Origin of the sequence: Streptomyces sp. NBC_00236, assembly GCF_036195045.1 — a bacterium.
Taxonomy (GTDB): domain Bacteria; phylum Actinomycetota; class Actinomycetes; order Streptomycetales; family Streptomycetaceae; genus Streptomyces.
The window spans coordinates 1,845,649-1,860,911 of sequence record NZ_CP108100.1 but is presented as its reverse complement, the minus strand read 5'-3'; the positions used below and the strand labels follow the sequence as shown (position 1 = coordinate 1,860,911).

General features: G+C 70.9%; 12 protein-coding genes. 7 read left to right on the top strand and 5 right to left on the bottom strand.

The annotated features are described in order from the left end of the window. The first annotated feature begins 38 nt into the window (after positions 1-38). Positions 39-4,598, top strand: a complete 4,560-nt coding sequence (gene gltB / locus OG446_RS08210) for a glutamate synthase large subunit (RefSeq protein ID WP_328893391.1) — start codon at positions 39-41, stop codon at positions 4,596-4,598. Further along, positions 4,591-6,051 (top strand): glutamate synthase subunit beta, encoded by a 1,461-nt coding sequence (locus tag OG446_RS08205; RefSeq protein ID WP_328893390.1) that lies wholly within the window; start codon positions 4,591-4,593, stop codon positions 6,049-6,051. Before gltB ends, OG446_RS08205 begins: the two co-directional genes overlap by 8 nt. 128 nt (positions 6,052-6,179) lie before the next feature. Here OG446_RS08205 and OG446_RS08200 read toward each other — a convergent pair whose 3' ends face one another. Both OG446_RS08200 and OG446_RS08195 read right to left on the bottom strand, forming a co-directional pair. Then, the gene (locus OG446_RS08200; protein ID WP_328893389.1) at positions 6,180-7,415 is read right to left on the bottom strand and encodes an SLC13 family permease; all 1,236 of its coding nucleotides are present in this window, start codon (positions 7,413-7,415) and stop codon (positions 6,180-6,182) included. Positions 7,416-7,450: 35 nt separating this feature from the next. Next, positions 7,451-8,374 (bottom strand): rhomboid family intramembrane serine protease, encoded by a 924-nt coding sequence (locus OG446_RS08195; RefSeq protein ID WP_328893388.1) that lies wholly within the window; start codon positions 8,372-8,374, stop codon positions 7,451-7,453. Positions 8,375-8,496: 122 nt separating this feature from the next. Between OG446_RS08195 and OG446_RS08190 the strand changes: the two genes are divergently transcribed. After that, a complete protein-coding gene (locus tag OG446_RS08190; RefSeq protein WP_328893387.1) occupies positions 8,497-9,081 on the top strand; it encodes a HutD/Ves family protein in 585 nt (194 codons plus the stop codon). Here OG446_RS08190 and OG446_RS08185 read toward each other — a convergent pair. Further along, positions 9,060-9,347, bottom strand: a complete 288-nt coding sequence (locus OG446_RS08185) for a hypothetical protein (protein WP_328893386.1) — start codon at positions 9,345-9,347, stop codon at positions 9,060-9,062. The two genes, OG446_RS08190 and OG446_RS08185, sit on opposite strands and share 22 nt — an antisense overlap. A 167-nt stretch (positions 9,348-9,514) precedes the next feature. On the opposite strand from OG446_RS08185, the gene OG446_RS08180 reads away from it, so the two are divergent. The 4 genes from OG446_RS08180 (at position 9,515) to OG446_RS08165 (ending at position 13,134) form a co-directional block, all read left to right on the top strand. Then, positions 9,515-10,021, top strand: coding sequence for a pyridoxamine 5'-phosphate oxidase family protein (locus tag OG446_RS08180; protein WP_328893385.1), 507 nt, complete (start codon positions 9,515-9,517; stop codon positions 10,019-10,021). Between the two features lie 58 nt (positions 10,022-10,079). After that, a complete protein-coding gene (locus OG446_RS08175) occupies positions 10,080-10,691 on the top strand; it encodes a TetR/AcrR family transcriptional regulator (protein WP_328893384.1) in 612 nt (203 codons plus the stop codon). Between the two features lie 305 nt (positions 10,692-10,996). Further along, positions 10,997-11,200 (top strand): cold-shock protein, encoded by a 204-nt coding sequence (locus tag OG446_RS08170; protein WP_015607926.1) that lies wholly within the window; start codon positions 10,997-10,999, stop codon positions 11,198-11,200. A gap of 260 nt (positions 11,201-11,460) precedes the next feature. Next, positions 11,461-13,134, top strand: coding sequence for a DEAD/DEAH box helicase (locus OG446_RS08165; protein ID WP_328893383.1), 1,674 nt, complete (start codon positions 11,461-11,463; stop codon positions 13,132-13,134). A gap of 97 nt (positions 13,135-13,231) precedes the next feature. Here the strand turns inward: OG446_RS08165 and OG446_RS08160 are convergent, their stop codons facing one another. After that, complete coding sequence (locus tag OG446_RS08160; protein WP_328893382.1) at positions 13,232-14,218, bottom strand: ankyrin repeat domain-containing protein; 987 nt, start codon at positions 14,216-14,218, stop codon at positions 13,232-13,234. Between the two features lie 52 nt (positions 14,219-14,270). Next, positions 14,271-15,179 carry a hypothetical protein gene (locus tag OG446_RS08155; RefSeq protein ID WP_328893381.1) on the bottom strand — a complete coding sequence of 303 codons (909 nt, stop codon included), beginning with the start codon at positions 15,177-15,179 and terminating at the stop codon, positions 14,271-14,273. Positions 15,180-15,263 lie beyond the last annotated feature (84 nt).

Genomic DNA, 15,263 nt, shown 5'->3' with positions numbered 1-15,263 from the left:
TCGGCACTGAAAATGCCACGACGACGACGGGAGAGCCGATGCGCACCGACGCCTGGTCGCCCATGGACGGTCGCCCCGCCCAGCAGGGGATGTACGACCCCCGCAACGAGCACGACGCCTGTGGCGTGGGGTTCGTAGCCACTCTGACCGGTGTGGCCGGCCACGAGCTGGTCGAGCAGGCGCTGACCGTACTGCGCAACCTCGAACACCGCGGAGCCACCGGATCCGAGCCCGACTCCGGTGACGGTGCCGGAATCCTGCTCCAGGTCCCGGACGCCTTCCTGCGCGAAGAGGTCGGCTTCGAGCTCCCCGATGCCGGCGCCTACGCCGTCGGCATCGCCTTCCTGCCCGCGGACGACTCCACCGAGGCCGTCCGCAACCTCGAGAAGATCGCCGCCGAAGAAGGCCTCAAGGTCCTCGGCTGGCGCGAGGTCCCGGTCACCCCCGACATCCTCGGCAACGGCGCCCGCGCCACCATGCCCGAGTTCCGCCAGCTCTTCGTCGCGGACGGCGAGAGCACCGGCATCGTCCTGGACCGCAAGGCGTTCGTGCTGCGCAAGCGCGCCGAGCGTGAGACCGGGGTCTACTTCCCGTCGCTCTCCGCCCGCACGATCGTCTACAAGGGCATGCTCACCACCGGGCAGCTGGAGCCGTTCTTCCCGGACCTCTCCGACCGCCGTTTCGCCACCACGGTCGCGCTGGTCCACTCCCGCTTCTCCACCAACACCTTCCCGAGCTGGCCGCTCGCCCACCCGTACCGCTTCGTCGCGCACAACGGCGAGATCAACACGGTCAAGGGCAACCGCAACTGGATGAAGGCCCGCGAGTCCCAGCTCGCCTCCAGCCTCTTCGGCGAGGCGCAGCTGGACCGGATCTTCCCCGTCTGCACCCCGGACGCCTCCGACTCGGCCTCCTTCGACGAGGTCCTGGAGCTGCTCCACCTCGGCGGCCGCTCCCTGCCGCACTCCGTCCTGATGATGGTCCCCGAGGCGTGGGAGAACCACGACTCGATGGACCCGGCCCGGCGCGCCTTCTACCAGTACCACTCCACGATGATGGAGCCCTGGGACGGCCCGGCCTGCGTCACCTTCACCGACGGCACCCAGGTCGGAGCGGTCCTCGACCGCAACGGCCTGCGCCCCGGCCGCTACTGGGTCACCGACGACGGCCTCGTCGTGCTCTCCTCCGAGGTCGGCGTCCTGGACATCGACCCCGCCAAGGTCGTCCGCAAGGGCCGCCTCCAGCCCGGCAAGATGTTCCTCGTCGACACCGCCGAGCACCGCATCATCGAGGACGACGAGATCAAGGCGTCCCTCGCCGCCGAGCAGCCGTACCAGGAGTGGCTGGAAACCGGCGAGATCGAGCTCGAGGACCTCCCCGAGCGCGAGCACATCGTCCACACCCACGCCTCCGTCACCCGCCGCCAGCAGACCTTCGGCTACACAGAGGAAGAGCTCCGCGTCCTCCTCGCCCCGATGGCCCGCACCGCCGGCGAACCGCTCGGCTCCATGGGCACGGACTCGCCGATCGCCGCGCTCTCCGAGCGCCCCCGGCTGCTCTTCGACTACTTCACCCAGCTGTTCGCCCAGGTCACCAACCCGCCGCTGGACGCCATCCGCGAGGAGCTCGTCACCTCGCTGCGCTCCACGCTGGGCCCCGCGGGCAACATCCTGGAGCCGACCGCCGCGGCGTGTCGCAGCGTCACGCTGCCCTTCCCGGTGATCGACAACGACGAGCTGGCCAAGCTCATACACATCAACGCCGACGGCGACATGCCGGGCATGAAGGCAGCGACGCTTTCCGGCCTCTACCGCGTCAGCGGCGGCGGCGAGGCCCTGGCCGCCCGCATCGAGCAGATCACCACCGAGGTCGACGCCGCCATCGAGGACGGCGCCCGCCTGATCGTCCTGTCCGACCGGCACTCCGACGCCGAGCACGCGCCGATCCCGTCGCTGCTGCTCACCTCGGCCGTCCACCACCACCTCATCCGCACCAAGCAGCGCACCCAGGTGGGCCTGCTGGTCGAGGCCGGTGACGTCCGCGAGGTCCACCACGTCGCCCTGCTGATCGGCTACGGCGCCGCCGCGGTCAACCCGTACCTCGCCATGGAGTCCGTCGAGGACCTCGTCCGGGCCGGCACGTTCATCGAGGGCATCGAGGCCGAACAGGCCATCCGCAACCTCATCTACGCGCTGGGCAAGGGCGTCCTCAAGGTCATGTCCAAGATGGGCATCTCCACCGTCGCCTCCTACCGCGGCGCCCAGGTCTTCGAGGCCGTCGGCCTCGACGAGGACTTCGTCGCGCAGTACTTCAACGGCACCGCCACCAAGATCGGCGGCGCCGGACTCGACGTCGTCGCCAAGGAGGTCGCCGCCCGCCACGCCAAGGGCTACCCCGCCTCCGGCATCTCCGCCTCGCACCGCGCGCTGGAGATCGGCGGCGAGTACCAGTGGCGCCGCGAGGGCGAGCCGCACCTGTTCGACCCGGAGACGGTCTTCCGCCTCCAGCACGCCACCCGTAACCGCCGGTACGACATCTTCAAGAAGTACACGGACCGGGTGAACGAGCAGTCCGAGCGCCTGATGACGCTCCGCGGACTCTTCGGCTTCGCCTCGGACCGCGAGGCCATCGACATCGACGAGGTCGAGTCCGTGGCCGACATCGTCAAGCGCTTCTCCACCGGCGCCATGTCGTACGGCTCGATCTCCCGCGAGGCGCACGAGACCCTCGCCATCGCCATGAACCAGCTGGGCGGCAAGTCCAACACCGGTGAGGGCGGCGAGGACGCCGACCGGCTCTACGACCCGGCCCGACGCTCCTCCATCAAGCAGGTCGCCTCCGGCCGCTTCGGTGTCACCAGCGAGTACCTGGTCAACGCGGACGACATCCAGATCAAGATGGCGCAGGGCGCCAAGCCCGGCGAGGGCGGCCAGCTGCCCGGCCACAAGGTCTACCCGTGGGTCGCCAAGACCCGGCACTCCACCCCGGGTGTCGGTCTGATCTCCCCGCCGCCGCACCACGACATCTACTCCATCGAGGACCTGGCTCAGCTGATCCACGACCTCAAGAACGCCAACCCGGCGGCCCGCATCCACGTGAAGCTGGTCTCCGAGGTCGGTGTCGGCACGGTCGCCGCCGGTGTCTCCAAGGCGCACGCGGACGTCGTCCTCATCTCCGGCCACGACGGCGGAACGGGCGCCTCCCCGCTCACCTCCCTGAAGCACGCGGGCGGCCCCTGGGAGCTCGGCCTCGCCGAGACCCAGCAGACGCTGCTCCTCAACGGCCTGCGCGACCGCATCGTCGTGCAGACCGACGGCCAGCTCAAGACCGGCCGCGACGTCGTCATCGCCGCACTGCTGGGCGCCGAGGAGTTCGGTTTCGCGACCGCGCCGCTCGTCGTCTCCGGCTGCGTCATGATGCGCGTCTGCCACCTCGACACCTGCCCGGTCGGCATCGCCACCCAGAACCCGGTCCTGCGCGACCGCTTCTCCGGCAAGGCCGAGTACATCGTCAACTTCTTCGAGTTCATCGCCCAGGAAGTCCGCGAGATCCTCGCCGAGCTCGGCTTCCGTACGATCGAAGAGGCCGTCGGCCACGCCGAGCTCCTGGACACCGACCGTGCGATCACGCACTGGAAGGCCCAGGGCCTCGACCTCAAGCCGCTGTTCTACGTCCCCGAGCTGGCCGAGGGTGCCGCCCGCCACCAGATCGCCGAGCAGGACCACGGTCTGTCCAAGGCCCTCGACAACGAGCTCATCAAGCTCGCCGCCGACGCCCTGAACGCCGACAGCGCCGAGTCCGCCCTGCCGGTCCGCGCACAGGTCGCGATCCGCAACATCAACCGGACCGTCGGCACCATGCTCGGCCACGAGGTCACGAAGAAGTTCGGCGGTGCGGGCCTGCCCGAGGACACCATCGACATCACCTTCACCGGCTCCGCGGGCCAGTCCTTCGGCGCCTTCCTCCCCAGCGGTGTGACGCTGCGCCTGGAGGGCGACGCCAACGACTACGTCGGCAAGGGCCTCTCCGGCGGCCGCGTCGTCGTCCGCCCGGACCGCGGCGCCGACCACCTCGCCGAGTACTCCACCATCGCGGGCAACACCATCGCCTACGGTGCCACCGGCGGCGAACTGTTCCTGCGCGGCCGCACCGGCGAACGCTTCTGCGTCCGCAACTCCGGCGCCACCGTCGTCTCGGAGGGCGTGGGCGACCACGGCTGCGAGTACATGACCGGTGGACACGCCGTCGTCCTCGGTGAGACCGGACGCAACTTCGCAGCCGGCATGTCGGGCGGCGTCGCGTACGTCATCGACCTGAACCGCGACCACGTCAACGTCGGGAACCTCGGCGCGGTCGAGGAGCTCTCCGACACCGACAGGCAGTGGCTGCACGACGTGGTGCGCCGCCACCAGGAGGAGACCGGATCCACGGTCGCCGAGAAGCTTCTCGCCGAGTGGGACGCCTCGGTGGCCCGCTTCAGCAAGATCATCCCGTCCACCTACAAGGCCGTGCTCGCCGCCAAGGACGCCGCTGAGCTCGCCGGTCTCTCCGAGCAGGAGACCACCGAGAAGATGATGGAGGCGGCGACCAATGGCTGACCCCAAGGGCTTCCTGACCACCGGACGCGAGGTCGCCAAGACCCGCCCCGTCGGCGAGCGCGTCAAGGACTGGAACGAGGTCTACGTTCCGGGCTCGCTGCTCCCGATCATCAGCAAGCAGGCCGGCCGCTGCATGGACTGCGGCATCCCGTTCTGCCACAACGGCTGTCCGCTCGGAAACCTCATCCCCGAGTGGAACGACTACGCCTACCGCGAGGACTGGACCGCCGCGTCCGAGCGCCTGCACGCCACGAACAACTTCCCGGAGTTCACCGGGCGGCTCTGCCCGGCCCCGTGCGAGTCGGCGTGTGTGCTCGGCATCAACCAGCCGGCCGTCACGATCAAGAACGTCGAAGTCTCCATCATCGACCAGGCGTGGGACCGCGGCGACGTCACGCCGCAGCCGCCCGAGCGCCTCTCCGGCAAGACCGTGGCCGTCATCGGCTCCGGCCCGGCCGGACTCGCCGCCGCCCAGCAGCTGACCCGGGCCGGCCACACGGTCGCCGTCTACGAGCGCGCGGACCGCATCGGGGGACTCCTCCGGTACGGCATCCCCGAGTTCAAGATGGAGAAGTCGCACATCAACCGCCGCATCGAGCAGATGCGCGCCGAGGGCACCAAGTTCCGCACCGAGATCGAGGTCGGCAAGGACATCGACGCCGCGAAGCTGCGGCGCCGCTACGACGCCGTCGTCATCGCCGCCGGCGCCACCGTCTCCCGCGACCTGCCCGTCCCGGGCCGTGAGCTGAACGGCGTGCACTTCGCGATGGAGTACCTGCCGCTCGCCAACAAGGTGCAGGAGGGCGACCTGACGGTCTCCCCGATCACCGCCGAGGGCAAGCACGTCGTCGTCATCGGCGGCGGCGACACCGGCGCCGACTGCGTCGGCACCGCCCACCGCCAGGGCGCGCTCTCCGTCACGCAGCTGGAGATCATGCCCCGGCCGGGCGAGGACCGGAACGCCAACCAGCCCTGGCCGACCTTCCCCATGCTCTACAAGGTCACCTCCGCGCACGAGGAGGGCGGCGAGCGGGTCTACTCCGTCTCCACCACCCACTTCGAGGGCGACGAGGACGGCAACGTCCAGGCCCTCCACCTCGTCGAGGTGGAGTTCAAGGACGGTAAGCTGGAGCAGAAGCCCGGCACCGAGCGGCAGATCCCCGCACAGCTGGTCACCCTCGCCATGGGCTTCACCGGCACGGACCAGGCCAACGGCCTCGTCCAGCAGTTCGGTCTGGAGCTCGACGCACGGGGCAACGTCGCCCGTGACGACGACTACGCCACCAACGTCGACGGCGTCTTCGTCGCCGGTGACGCGGGCCGCGGCCAGTCCCTCATCGTGTGGGCCATCGCCGAGGGCCGCTCCGCGGCACGCGGCGTGGACCGCTTCCTGACCGGAGCCAGCGCACTGCCGGCCCCGATCCGCCCGACGGACCGTTCCCTGATGGTCTGATCACGGCACACAGACGTCCCGTACAACGGCGTACGGAACTGAACGCGGCGCCTGCCCGTCCCCGACCGGACGATTCGGCAGGCGCCGTGGCGCATCCCGGGGCGGTTTCCGCCCAGGCGCCCCCTGCCTCAGGTGACCAGAGCCAGCGCGCAGGTGGCGGCGGACACCGCCGTCACCGACAGCACCAGACCCGTCAGGACGAAGCGCCGCACATCGATCCGCGTCCCCTGCCAGCGGCACCGCTCGAACCACAGCAGCGTCGCCAGCGAACCCCACGGCGTGACCACGGACCCCGCGTTGACCCCGATCAGCAGGGCCAGCAGCTGGTTGTGGTTGTCCGCCGGGATCACCGCCTCGCCCGCCACGTACGCCGGCAGGTTGTTCAGCACGTTCGACAGCCCCGCACCCACCCCGGCCGACCGCAGCATGCCCACGAAGCCGTCGTCCGAGCCGAGCGCCCGCACCAGCAACGTGTGCAGCCCGTGTGCACCGACCGTCTCCACGACCAGGAACATCCCGGGCACCAGCACCAGCAGCCGCCACGGGACCAGCGAGAGGCGCAGCTCCTCCCGGCGGCGCACCGCGTAGGCCGCCACCACGACCACCATCGAGACCAGCGAGGCCGACCACAGCGGCACGTCCAGCAGCAGGATCGCCAGCAGGAAACCACCGCACGCCACCGCACAGATCCGCAGCAGCACCGGGTCACCGGGCACGGGCAGCGCGGGCGGCGTGTAGCGGTCCGCGCCCCGCCTGCCGCGGCGCCAGTAGAACACCCACAGACACCCGGCCGTCACCCCGATCGCGGCCAGCTGGGGCAGCCACATCACGCCTGCCAGACCGGCCGGCGACAGCGCCACCCGGTCCGCCGCCAGCAGATTGGTCAGGTTCGACACCGGCAGCAGCAGACTCGCCGTGTTGGCCAGCCACACCGTCGTCATGGCCAACGGCAGGGCCGCGATGCCCACCCGGGTACCGAGCGCCAGCATCACGGGGGTGAGCAGGACCGCGGTCGTGTCCAGGTTCAGGGTGATCGTGGTCAGCGAGGCGAAGACCACGCACAGCCCGAAGAGCAACGGGTAGCGGCCCCGTCCCGCGCGCGCCACCCAGGCCGCCACCACATCGAAGACCTGTGCCCGGCCCGCCAGTTCCGCCAGCACGATCACGGTGGCCAGGAACGCCAGCAGCGGCCCGATACGCCGCATCTGGTCGGCCGCCGGCCCGGCGGGCAGGAGACCGGTCGCCGCGGCGGCCAGTCCGAGGACGAGGAGCCCGCCGGCCAGCCAGTCCAGAGGATGCAGCCGGCGCACCAGGGAGACCGCACCGGAACGCACGGTCCCCGGCGCGGAGTGATCATTCCGCATGCGGGCATCGTGTCAGACCGGCCACCCGTTGCCGCTCAGCCCGTCAGCGCCGAGCTCTTGAGGACCACCAGCAGCACCAGCACGGCGAACAGCACCACACACCCGGCCGCCTGCACCGGCGTGCGGCGCTGCGCCGGGGCGTACGCGTAGACGATCGTGACGACCGCACCGGTCAGCAGCCCGCCCAGATGCCCCTCCCACGAGGTGAAGGTCGCCGAGATCACCATCCAGACCAGGAACCCGGCCAGGAACCGGTTCACCGCCTGCATGTCCCGGCCGAGGCGCCGGTTGATGACGTAGAACGACGCCGCGAGACCGAAGACCGCCCCCGAGGCGCCCACCGCGGAGTCGAGCGGCGCGATCAGGTAGAGGAGCACCGAACCGCCCAGCGCGGACAGCAGGTACAGCGCGAGATACCGGACCCGGCCCAGCTCCTGCTCGACGACCCGGCCCAGATTCCACAGCGCGTACATGTTGAAGAGGATGTGCAGCACCCCGAACGGCAGTGAACCGAAGCCGGACTCGTCCGGCGGCAGGTGCAGGAAGGCCCCGGTCAGCAGCCGGTACCACTCACCGTCCACCACGCCGGTGACGTCGAAGCCCGGGAAACCCCCGTCCACGTAGACGTACTGGCTGCCGTCCGGGCCGGTCAGCCCGGCCCCCGTCATCGCGAACCGGTCGACGATCCCCGGACGGACCAGCTCGCCCAGGTACACCAGGATGTTGAGGCCCATCAGCACATACGTGACGAGCGGCACCGCGTTCCGGGCCACCGCGCCGCCGAACACCGTCCGCGCCTGCCGTACCGAGCGCTGCCCCTCCTTCACGCACTCCACGCAGTGATGGCCGACGGCCGCCTCGCGCATGCAGTCGGGGCAGATGAAGCGTTCGCAGCGGGTGCAGCTCACATACGTCTCGTACGAGGGGTGGCGATAGCACCTTGTGACGGCGGCCTCCATGGCCGGCTCCTTCATCGGTCGGCGGGCACAGAGGCCGGTGGGGGCGGCGGCGATCAAGATAGCGAACCCGGGGGAGCGGTCTAGGCTCGGGGTTCCTCATCGCCGACGATCGGAGCCCCCTGATGACCGCCGAGGCGTTCCGGATCCTGCGCGCCGCCGGCCGCACCCCTGTGGCGTGGCGGAACGGCGGGGGCACCACGCGCGAGATCGCCGTGTCCCCCGGCGCCACCACCGATGCCTTCGACTGGCGGGTCAGCCTGGCGGACGTGGCCGCGGACGGGCCGTTCTCCGTGTTCCCGGGTGTCGACCGGACCCTGACCGTGGTGGAGGGGGCCGGGATGGACCTGATGGTGGACGGTGAGCACCACATCGTCGACGAGCCGTACTGGCCGCACGACTTCCCGGGTGACGTGGAGACGGACGGGCGGCTGCTGGCGGGCCCGGTCGTGAACCTCAACGTGATGTACCGCAGGGACCGGGTCCGGGCCGAGACGGCGGTGGTACGCGGCACCCTCCGGCTGATGGCTCCGGAGGGCGGGGCGGTGCTGGCCGTGGCGCTGGAGGACGGTGCCGTCATCGACGGCACGGACGTCCGGCTCGACCGCTACGACGCGGTGCTGCTGCGGAGCAGGGCGTCGTGCGTGCTGCGGACCCAGGGGGACGCGGCACTGGTGACCGTGTCGGGCTACGAGCCCGGAATCCAGTAGCGGTGCACCTCGGAGACGGCCGGGGGCTCACTGGCGGCGGGCAGACCCTGCTTCTCGGCGATGGGCATGATCACTGTGCCGAACTTGTCCATGGCCTCCTGGGACTCCCAGAGGTCGTACACCTCGATGCCCGAATCGGTGGCCACGCAGACGTGCGAGAGACAGCCCGCGAACGTGTCGCCGGGCAGTGACTCCAGTTCCGCGTTGAGCGCGTCGTACTGGTCCGTCGTCACACCCGGCAGCGACACCTTCATGAAGATCGTCATCTGAACTCACCTCGGAGGGGAGCGGCCCTCCCTGCCGCCCGGACGGCGGCCTCCACCCCTTCCAGCACACCACGCCGGGGCCGCCGTGGCATCCGTCCGGGTGGTCCATCGCCGTGCTTGGCGGAATCCGGACAGAGGATGTCGGGATTCCCGGGTTCGATGGAGTCATGACCTCATCGAACTGGGCAGACTTCCGGACCGCCGAACCGGACTTCGCCGACACCGTGCGCCGTCGCTTCGAGCAGTACAAGCACCACGTCCTGGCGACCCTCCGCAAGGACGGCTCGCCCCGGGTGACCGGCCTCGAAGTGGACTTCCGGCTGGACGAGCCGCTTCTCGGCATGATGCCGAACTCGCGCAAAGCACTGGACCTGCGCCGCGACCCCCGCTTCGCGGTGCAGGCGAACCCGGGCCCCGACGCCGAGATGGCCGACGGGGACGTACGGATCTCCGGACGCGCGGTGGAGGTGGCCGACCCGGACCTGCTGGCCCGCTTCATCGACGAGGTGAAGCCGCCGGAACCCTTCCACCTCTTCCGGGTGGAGCTCACCGAGGTCGTACGCACCGGGATCGAGGGCGGCGACACCCTGGTCGTCCAGGTCTGGCGCCCCGGCCGGGCCCTGCACACGGTCCGCCGGGGCAACGACGACGGGTCGACGGTCACGGCGCCCTGACGGGGCGGCGTGGACGGGGCCCGTCCGGGGCGGCGGCCACCGGGCGGAGAATGGGTGCGTGCCTACCAAGAAGAAGCCCCAGGCGACCCCCTCGCCCGAGCGTCGTGACGAACTGCTCGCCACCGCCGCCGAGGTGTTCGCCGCCCAGGGATACAACGCCACGACCGTCCGCAGGATCGCGGACGAGGCCGGCATGCTCGCGGGCAGTCTCTACTACCACTTCGATTCCAAGGAATCGATGCTCGACGAGATCCTCTCCACCTTCCTGAACGAGCTCTGGGAGGGGTACGACTCCGTCCTCGACGCGGGGCTCGGCCCCCGGGAGACCATCGAGGCACTCGTCACCGAATCCTTCCGCGAGATCGACCGGCACCGTGCCGCCGTCGCCATCTACCAGAAGGAGGCCCGGCACCTGGCGGCGCAGCCCCGGTTCCAGTACCTCGTCGAGTCCCAGGAGAAGTTCGAGAAGGCCTGGCTCGGCACCCTGGAGCGAGGCGTCGCCGACCGGACCTTCCGGGACGACCTCGACGTCCGCCTCACCTACCGGTTCGTCCGGGACACCGTCTGGGTCGCCGCGTCCTGGTACCGGCCGGGCGGCCGGCACAGCCCGGAGGAGATCGCCCGCCAGTACCTCTCGATGGTCCTGGACGGCATCGCGCTGCGTCGCTGAACCGGATGCGGGACAGTTCGCGGGACGGTTTCGAACAGTTCCGAAAGGCCCCTTGGCCGGACGCCCCAAGGGGTCTCCCGGCAATCCGCCGGCCGGCGGCGCGGCGTGTCCCACCGCTGATCGGCAGATCGTGCTACGGTGGTCCGGTTGCAGTTTTGGTACCCATGAACTTTATGTGCGCCTGACGGGAATGCTTCCTCAGGCGCTTTATTGTTTTCCGGCTTTCTCCGGGTGGGGCTCAATGCGGCGACTTGGAATTCGTAAAGTGCGGATTTCCGGCACTGCACCTGTTTTAGGAGAATGACATGGCTACTGGAACCGTGAAGTGGTTCAACTCGGAAAAGGGCTTCGGCTTCATCGAGCAGGACGGCGGCGGCGCCGACGTCTTCGCCCACTACTCCAACATCGCCACCCAGGGCTTCCGTGAGCTCCAGGAGGGCCAGAAGGTCTCCTTCGACGTCACGCAGGGCCAGAAGGGCCCGCAGGCGGAGAACATCGTCCCGGCCTAATTGCCGGACGCGTACCTCGCAGCCGGGGCCCGCACCGTGAAGGTGCGGGTCCCGGCTTGTGCTGTCCCTGGGAAGCAACGCAAAGACGGGCGCCGACCGGCGCCCCGCACCGGGTGCGACGAAGCACCCCGGGAGTCCCGAGCGTTCCGCGCGCCGCGTACGGCGGTATGACCGCACGTCCACGCAAGCCCCCGGAACTCTCCAGCAGTCCCCAGCAGTCCCACGTAGTTCCCAGGAATCCCCCAGGAGGGCAATTCCGTATGACCCGCTCCGAACGTCAGGACCGTCCCGCCCGCAATCGCCCGTCGAGGGGGCGTGGCACGGCCCAGGCAAAGGCAACCGCACAGGGTTCCGGCAAGGGATCCGGCAAGGCGTCTCCCCGTCGCAGGGCCACGCCGCCGCAGGGTGAGTTCGCCCTGCCCGAAACCATGACCCCCGCACTGCCCGCCGTCGAGGCGTTCGCCGAGCTGGACATGCCCGCCGCCCTGCTGAAAACCCTTGCCGCGCAGGGCGTCACCGACCCGTTCCCGATCCAGGGCGCCACCCTGCCGAACTCGCTCGCCGGCCGGGACATCCTCGGCCGCGGCCGCACCGGCTCCGGCAAGACCCTCGCCTTCGGCCTCGCGCTGCTGGCCCGCACCGCCGGGCGCCGCTCCGAGCCGAAGGCGCCGCTGGCCCTCGTCCTCGTCCCGACCCGCGAGCTCGCCCAGCAGGTCACCGACGCGCTGACGCCGTACGCCACCGCCGTCAACCTGCGGATGGCCACCGTCGTCGGCGGCATGTCGATCACCAAGCAGTCCGGCACCCTGCGCCGCGGCGCCGAAGTGGTCGTCGCCACGCCGGGCCGGCTCAAGGACCTCATCGAACGCGGCGACTGCCGCCTCGACCAGGTCTCCATCACGGTCCTCGACGAGGCCGACCAGATGGCCGACATGGGCTTCATGCCGCAGGTCGTCGCGCTGCTCAAGCAGGTCGAGGAAGGCGGACAGCGGATGCTGTTCTCCGCGACCCTGGACAAGAACATCGACCGGCTGGTCAAGATGTTCCTGACCGACCCCGTCGTGCACTCGGTCGACCCGTCCGCCGGTGCCGTCACCACCATGGAGCACCACGTGCTCCATGTCCTCGACGAGACCGACAAGAAGGCCGTCGCCACGAAGATCGCCGCCCGTGAGGGCCGCGTGATCATGTTCGTCGACACCAAGCGTGGCGCGGACCGCTTCGCCAAGCGGCTGCTCGCCAGCGGTGTACGGGCCTCCGCGCTGCACGGCGGGCGTTCCCAGCCGCAGCGCAACCGGACCCTGGACCAGTTCAAGACCGGCGAGGTCACCGTGCTCGTCGCGACGAACGTGGCGGCCCGCGGCATCCACGTCGACGACCTCGACCTGGTCGTCAACGTGGACCCGCCCACCGACCACAAGGACTACCTCCACCGCGGTGGACGCACGGCGCGCGCCGGGGAGTCCGGCAGCGTCGTCACACTCGTGCTGCCCGAGGAGAAGCGGGAGATGACCCGGCTGATGCAGGACGCGGGCATCGCCCCCCGCACCACGCGGATCAGGTCCAGTGACGAGGAGCTCACCCGGATCACCGGGGCGCGCGAACCGTCCGGCATCGCGATCGTGATCGAGGCCCCGCAGCCGACCCCGCCGAAGCCGCGCACGCGGTCCGGCGGCGGCACGGGTACGGGCACCGGCACCGGCGGCGGGTTCCGCTCGGGCAGCCGTGGCCGCGGCAGGCGCGGCGGATCCGGTGGCGCGGGTGGTGCCGGTGGCAGCGCCGCGGGTGGCGCGGGACGCGCCGGTGGCGCGGGTGGTGCCGGCCGCACCGGCGGTGCCGGCGGCGCCTCGCGCGGTGCCGGCGCGGGTGGCGCGGGTCGCGCCGGCGGTGCCGGTCGCGGTGGTGCGCCTGCGCGGGGTCGTCGCGCGGCGTAGCAGGTCACGTCTCAGCCCGTCCGGCGTTCGAGGACGGAGCGGCAACCGGGTTCGCCCGGAGCACCGTTTCCGTCCTCAAGCGGCGGACGGGCTGCTTTTACCGCCCGGACGGGCTTGTTCGTGCCCCGAGCCGCGCGAGGACGTCCGTGCCGAACGCCCGACGCAACGGGTCGTCCGCCGCGCACCACGCGGCCGCCGCCTGGCGGGTCTCCTCGTCGCCGCGCTCGCACAGCGCCTCGGCCGACGCCCGCCAGTTGTCCAGCTCCGGGCTCCCGGACCGCAGAGCCCGACGTGCCAGCTCCTCGAAGGAGGCGCGCACACCCAGCTCCGTCTCCAGGACCGTGGCGATCGCACCGTGTCCCGTCTGCTGGTCCCGGCCCGCGAACGGACGACCGTCACGGACCAGTTCGACGGACAGCGTCTGTCCGCCGTCGACCACGGACCGGCTCACCACGACCTCGTACGCACCCCTCTCCCCGTACGACTCCCGCAGGCCCGCCCGCATCTCCTGCTCCAGGTCGGTGTCCAGCAAGCGCCTCGCCTCGCCCAGCGCCTCCTCGACCGCGCCGTCCGCCGCCCCCGCACCGTGCCGCAACAGCGCACGCACCGTTGGCAGAGAGCCCCTGCGGGCCGCGAGCAGCAGAAGAGATTCGCCCTCCGGACCCGGCAGACACGGATCCGCGCCGTACGCCAGCAGCACCTCGGCGGTCCGCGCATGACCGAGCCCCACCGCCCACCGCAGCGCCGTGAACCCGAACTGCTCACGCAGATCCGGCCGCGCCCCGGCCGCCAGCAACGCCTCGACCACCTCCGTGTGCCCGCCGCACGCAGCCCCGCACAGCGGCAGGTCACCCGACTCGGGACCGCAGGCCCGGTCGGGGTCGGCGCCCGCGGCGAGGAGCAGCCGCACCACCCCCGGCCGGTCGGACACCGCCGCGAGATAGAGGGCGCTCGCCCCGTCCTCGTCCACCGACTCGGCGGGCACGCCGCTGCGGAGCAGCTGTACGACGGCGTTCTCACCCTCGTGCAGCGCCTCGAACAGGCTGGGCGCATCCCCTGCCGCCGCCATCGGATCTTCTGTCATATTTCGACTGTAATACGGCGCGCGCCAGGGCCTCTTGTCCGTCCACGCGCTCTCAGGTGGTGCAGTCCAGCACCGTCCGGCACAGCGCGCACCGCGCCCGCACCCGGCCGCGTACCGGCACCCTGTTGCGCTGATGGCACGTCGGGCACGCGAACGCGACCCGCAGCCCGTCCCCGCCCGCCTCGAAGGCGTACGGAACCCCGGGACCCGGGACCGGAGCCGCACCGGGATGGTCCTGGGCGTACCGCCGGTCCTTGGCGTACCGGCGCCGGCCCGCCCAGCCCGCGGCCGTCAGCGGCGGCTGCGCACTCTCGCGCAGGGCCTGCGCCCGGCCCTTGGTGTACGCGGTGTACGCCTGCGGGCTGGTGAACCACGGCGAGGGATCCTCGTCGAAGGCGAGCGCCCGCTTGGCCAGCACGTACCCGAACTCCTCCGGAGTGAGGTAGCCGAGCTTCTGGCTGGACGTGGCGTCCTCCCGGAACGCGTCCAGCAGCAGCCAGCCCGCCCCCAGGTACGCCGCCGCGGTGTCGGTCAGGATCTCGTTGTCCCGGGTCCCCGGGAACTCCAGGCCGAGCCGGTGCAGCAGCACATGCATGACCTCGTGCGACAGCGCGGCGCCGATGTCCCGGCGATGAGTGCGGAAGCGGTCGTTCAGCTCGATGAAGTACTCCGGTCCCGCCGCGAGTTCGACACTTCCCGCATGCTCCATCGCACGGAACGCCACGATCATCCGCGCGTCCGGCAGCCGCAGGTGCTGCACCATCGCCCGCGCCACCCGCTGCGCACCGAGATGCAGGTCGTCCGCGTCGGCGAACGCCGCGTCGGCGGGGGCGAGGCTCGGGGCGAAGCGGTGCACGCCGTCGTACGACAGACGGCGGTACAGCGCGGTGATCGCGGAGCGGACGGTGTCCAGATGCGGGAAACCGTGCACCACCGGGCTGCCCTGGGGGCTGTCCGCCACGTCCCCCACCCCCACTTCGCGACGCTCGACTCCGCACCACTGTAGACCGGGGCGGGCGGGCCCCGTCAGACGTCCGTGGCCGCC

What these genes read in the sequence shown, in the direction of transcription:
- gltB (WP_328893391.1), top strand. Translation starts at nt 39, where the DNA reads ATGCGCACCGACGCCTGGTCGCCCATGGACGGTCGCCCCGCCCAGCAG.
- OG446_RS08160 (WP_328893382.1), bottom strand. Translation starts at nt 14,218, where the DNA reads ATGACAGAAGATCCGATGGCGGCGGCAGGGGATGCGCCCAGCCTGTTC.
- OG446_RS08180 (WP_328893385.1), top strand. Translation starts at nt 9,515, where the DNA reads ATGACCTCATCGAACTGGGCAGACTTCCGGACCGCCGAACCGGACTTC.
- OG446_RS08200 (WP_328893389.1), bottom strand. Translation starts at nt 7,415, where the DNA reads ATGCGGAATGATCACTCCGCGCCGGGGACCGTGCGTTCCGGTGCGGTC.
- OG446_RS08205 (WP_328893390.1), top strand. Translation starts at nt 4,591, where the DNA reads ATGGCTGACCCCAAGGGCTTCCTGACCACCGGACGCGAGGTCGCCAAG.
- OG446_RS08170 (WP_015607926.1), top strand. Translation starts at nt 10,997, where the DNA reads ATGGCTACTGGAACCGTGAAGTGGTTCAACTCGGAAAAGGGCTTCGGC.
- OG446_RS08195 (WP_328893388.1), bottom strand. Translation starts at nt 8,374, where the DNA reads ATGGAGGCCGCCGTCACAAGGTGCTATCGCCACCCCTCGTACGAGACG.
- OG446_RS08165 (WP_328893383.1), top strand. Translation starts at nt 11,461, where the DNA reads ATGACCCGCTCCGAACGTCAGGACCGTCCCGCCCGCAATCGCCCGTCG.
- OG446_RS08185 (WP_328893386.1), bottom strand. Translation starts at nt 9,347, where the DNA reads ATGACGATCTTCATGAAGGTGTCGCTGCCGGGTGTGACGACGGACCAG.
- OG446_RS08190 (WP_328893387.1), top strand. Translation starts at nt 8,497, where the DNA reads ATGACCGCCGAGGCGTTCCGGATCCTGCGCGCCGCCGGCCGCACCCCT.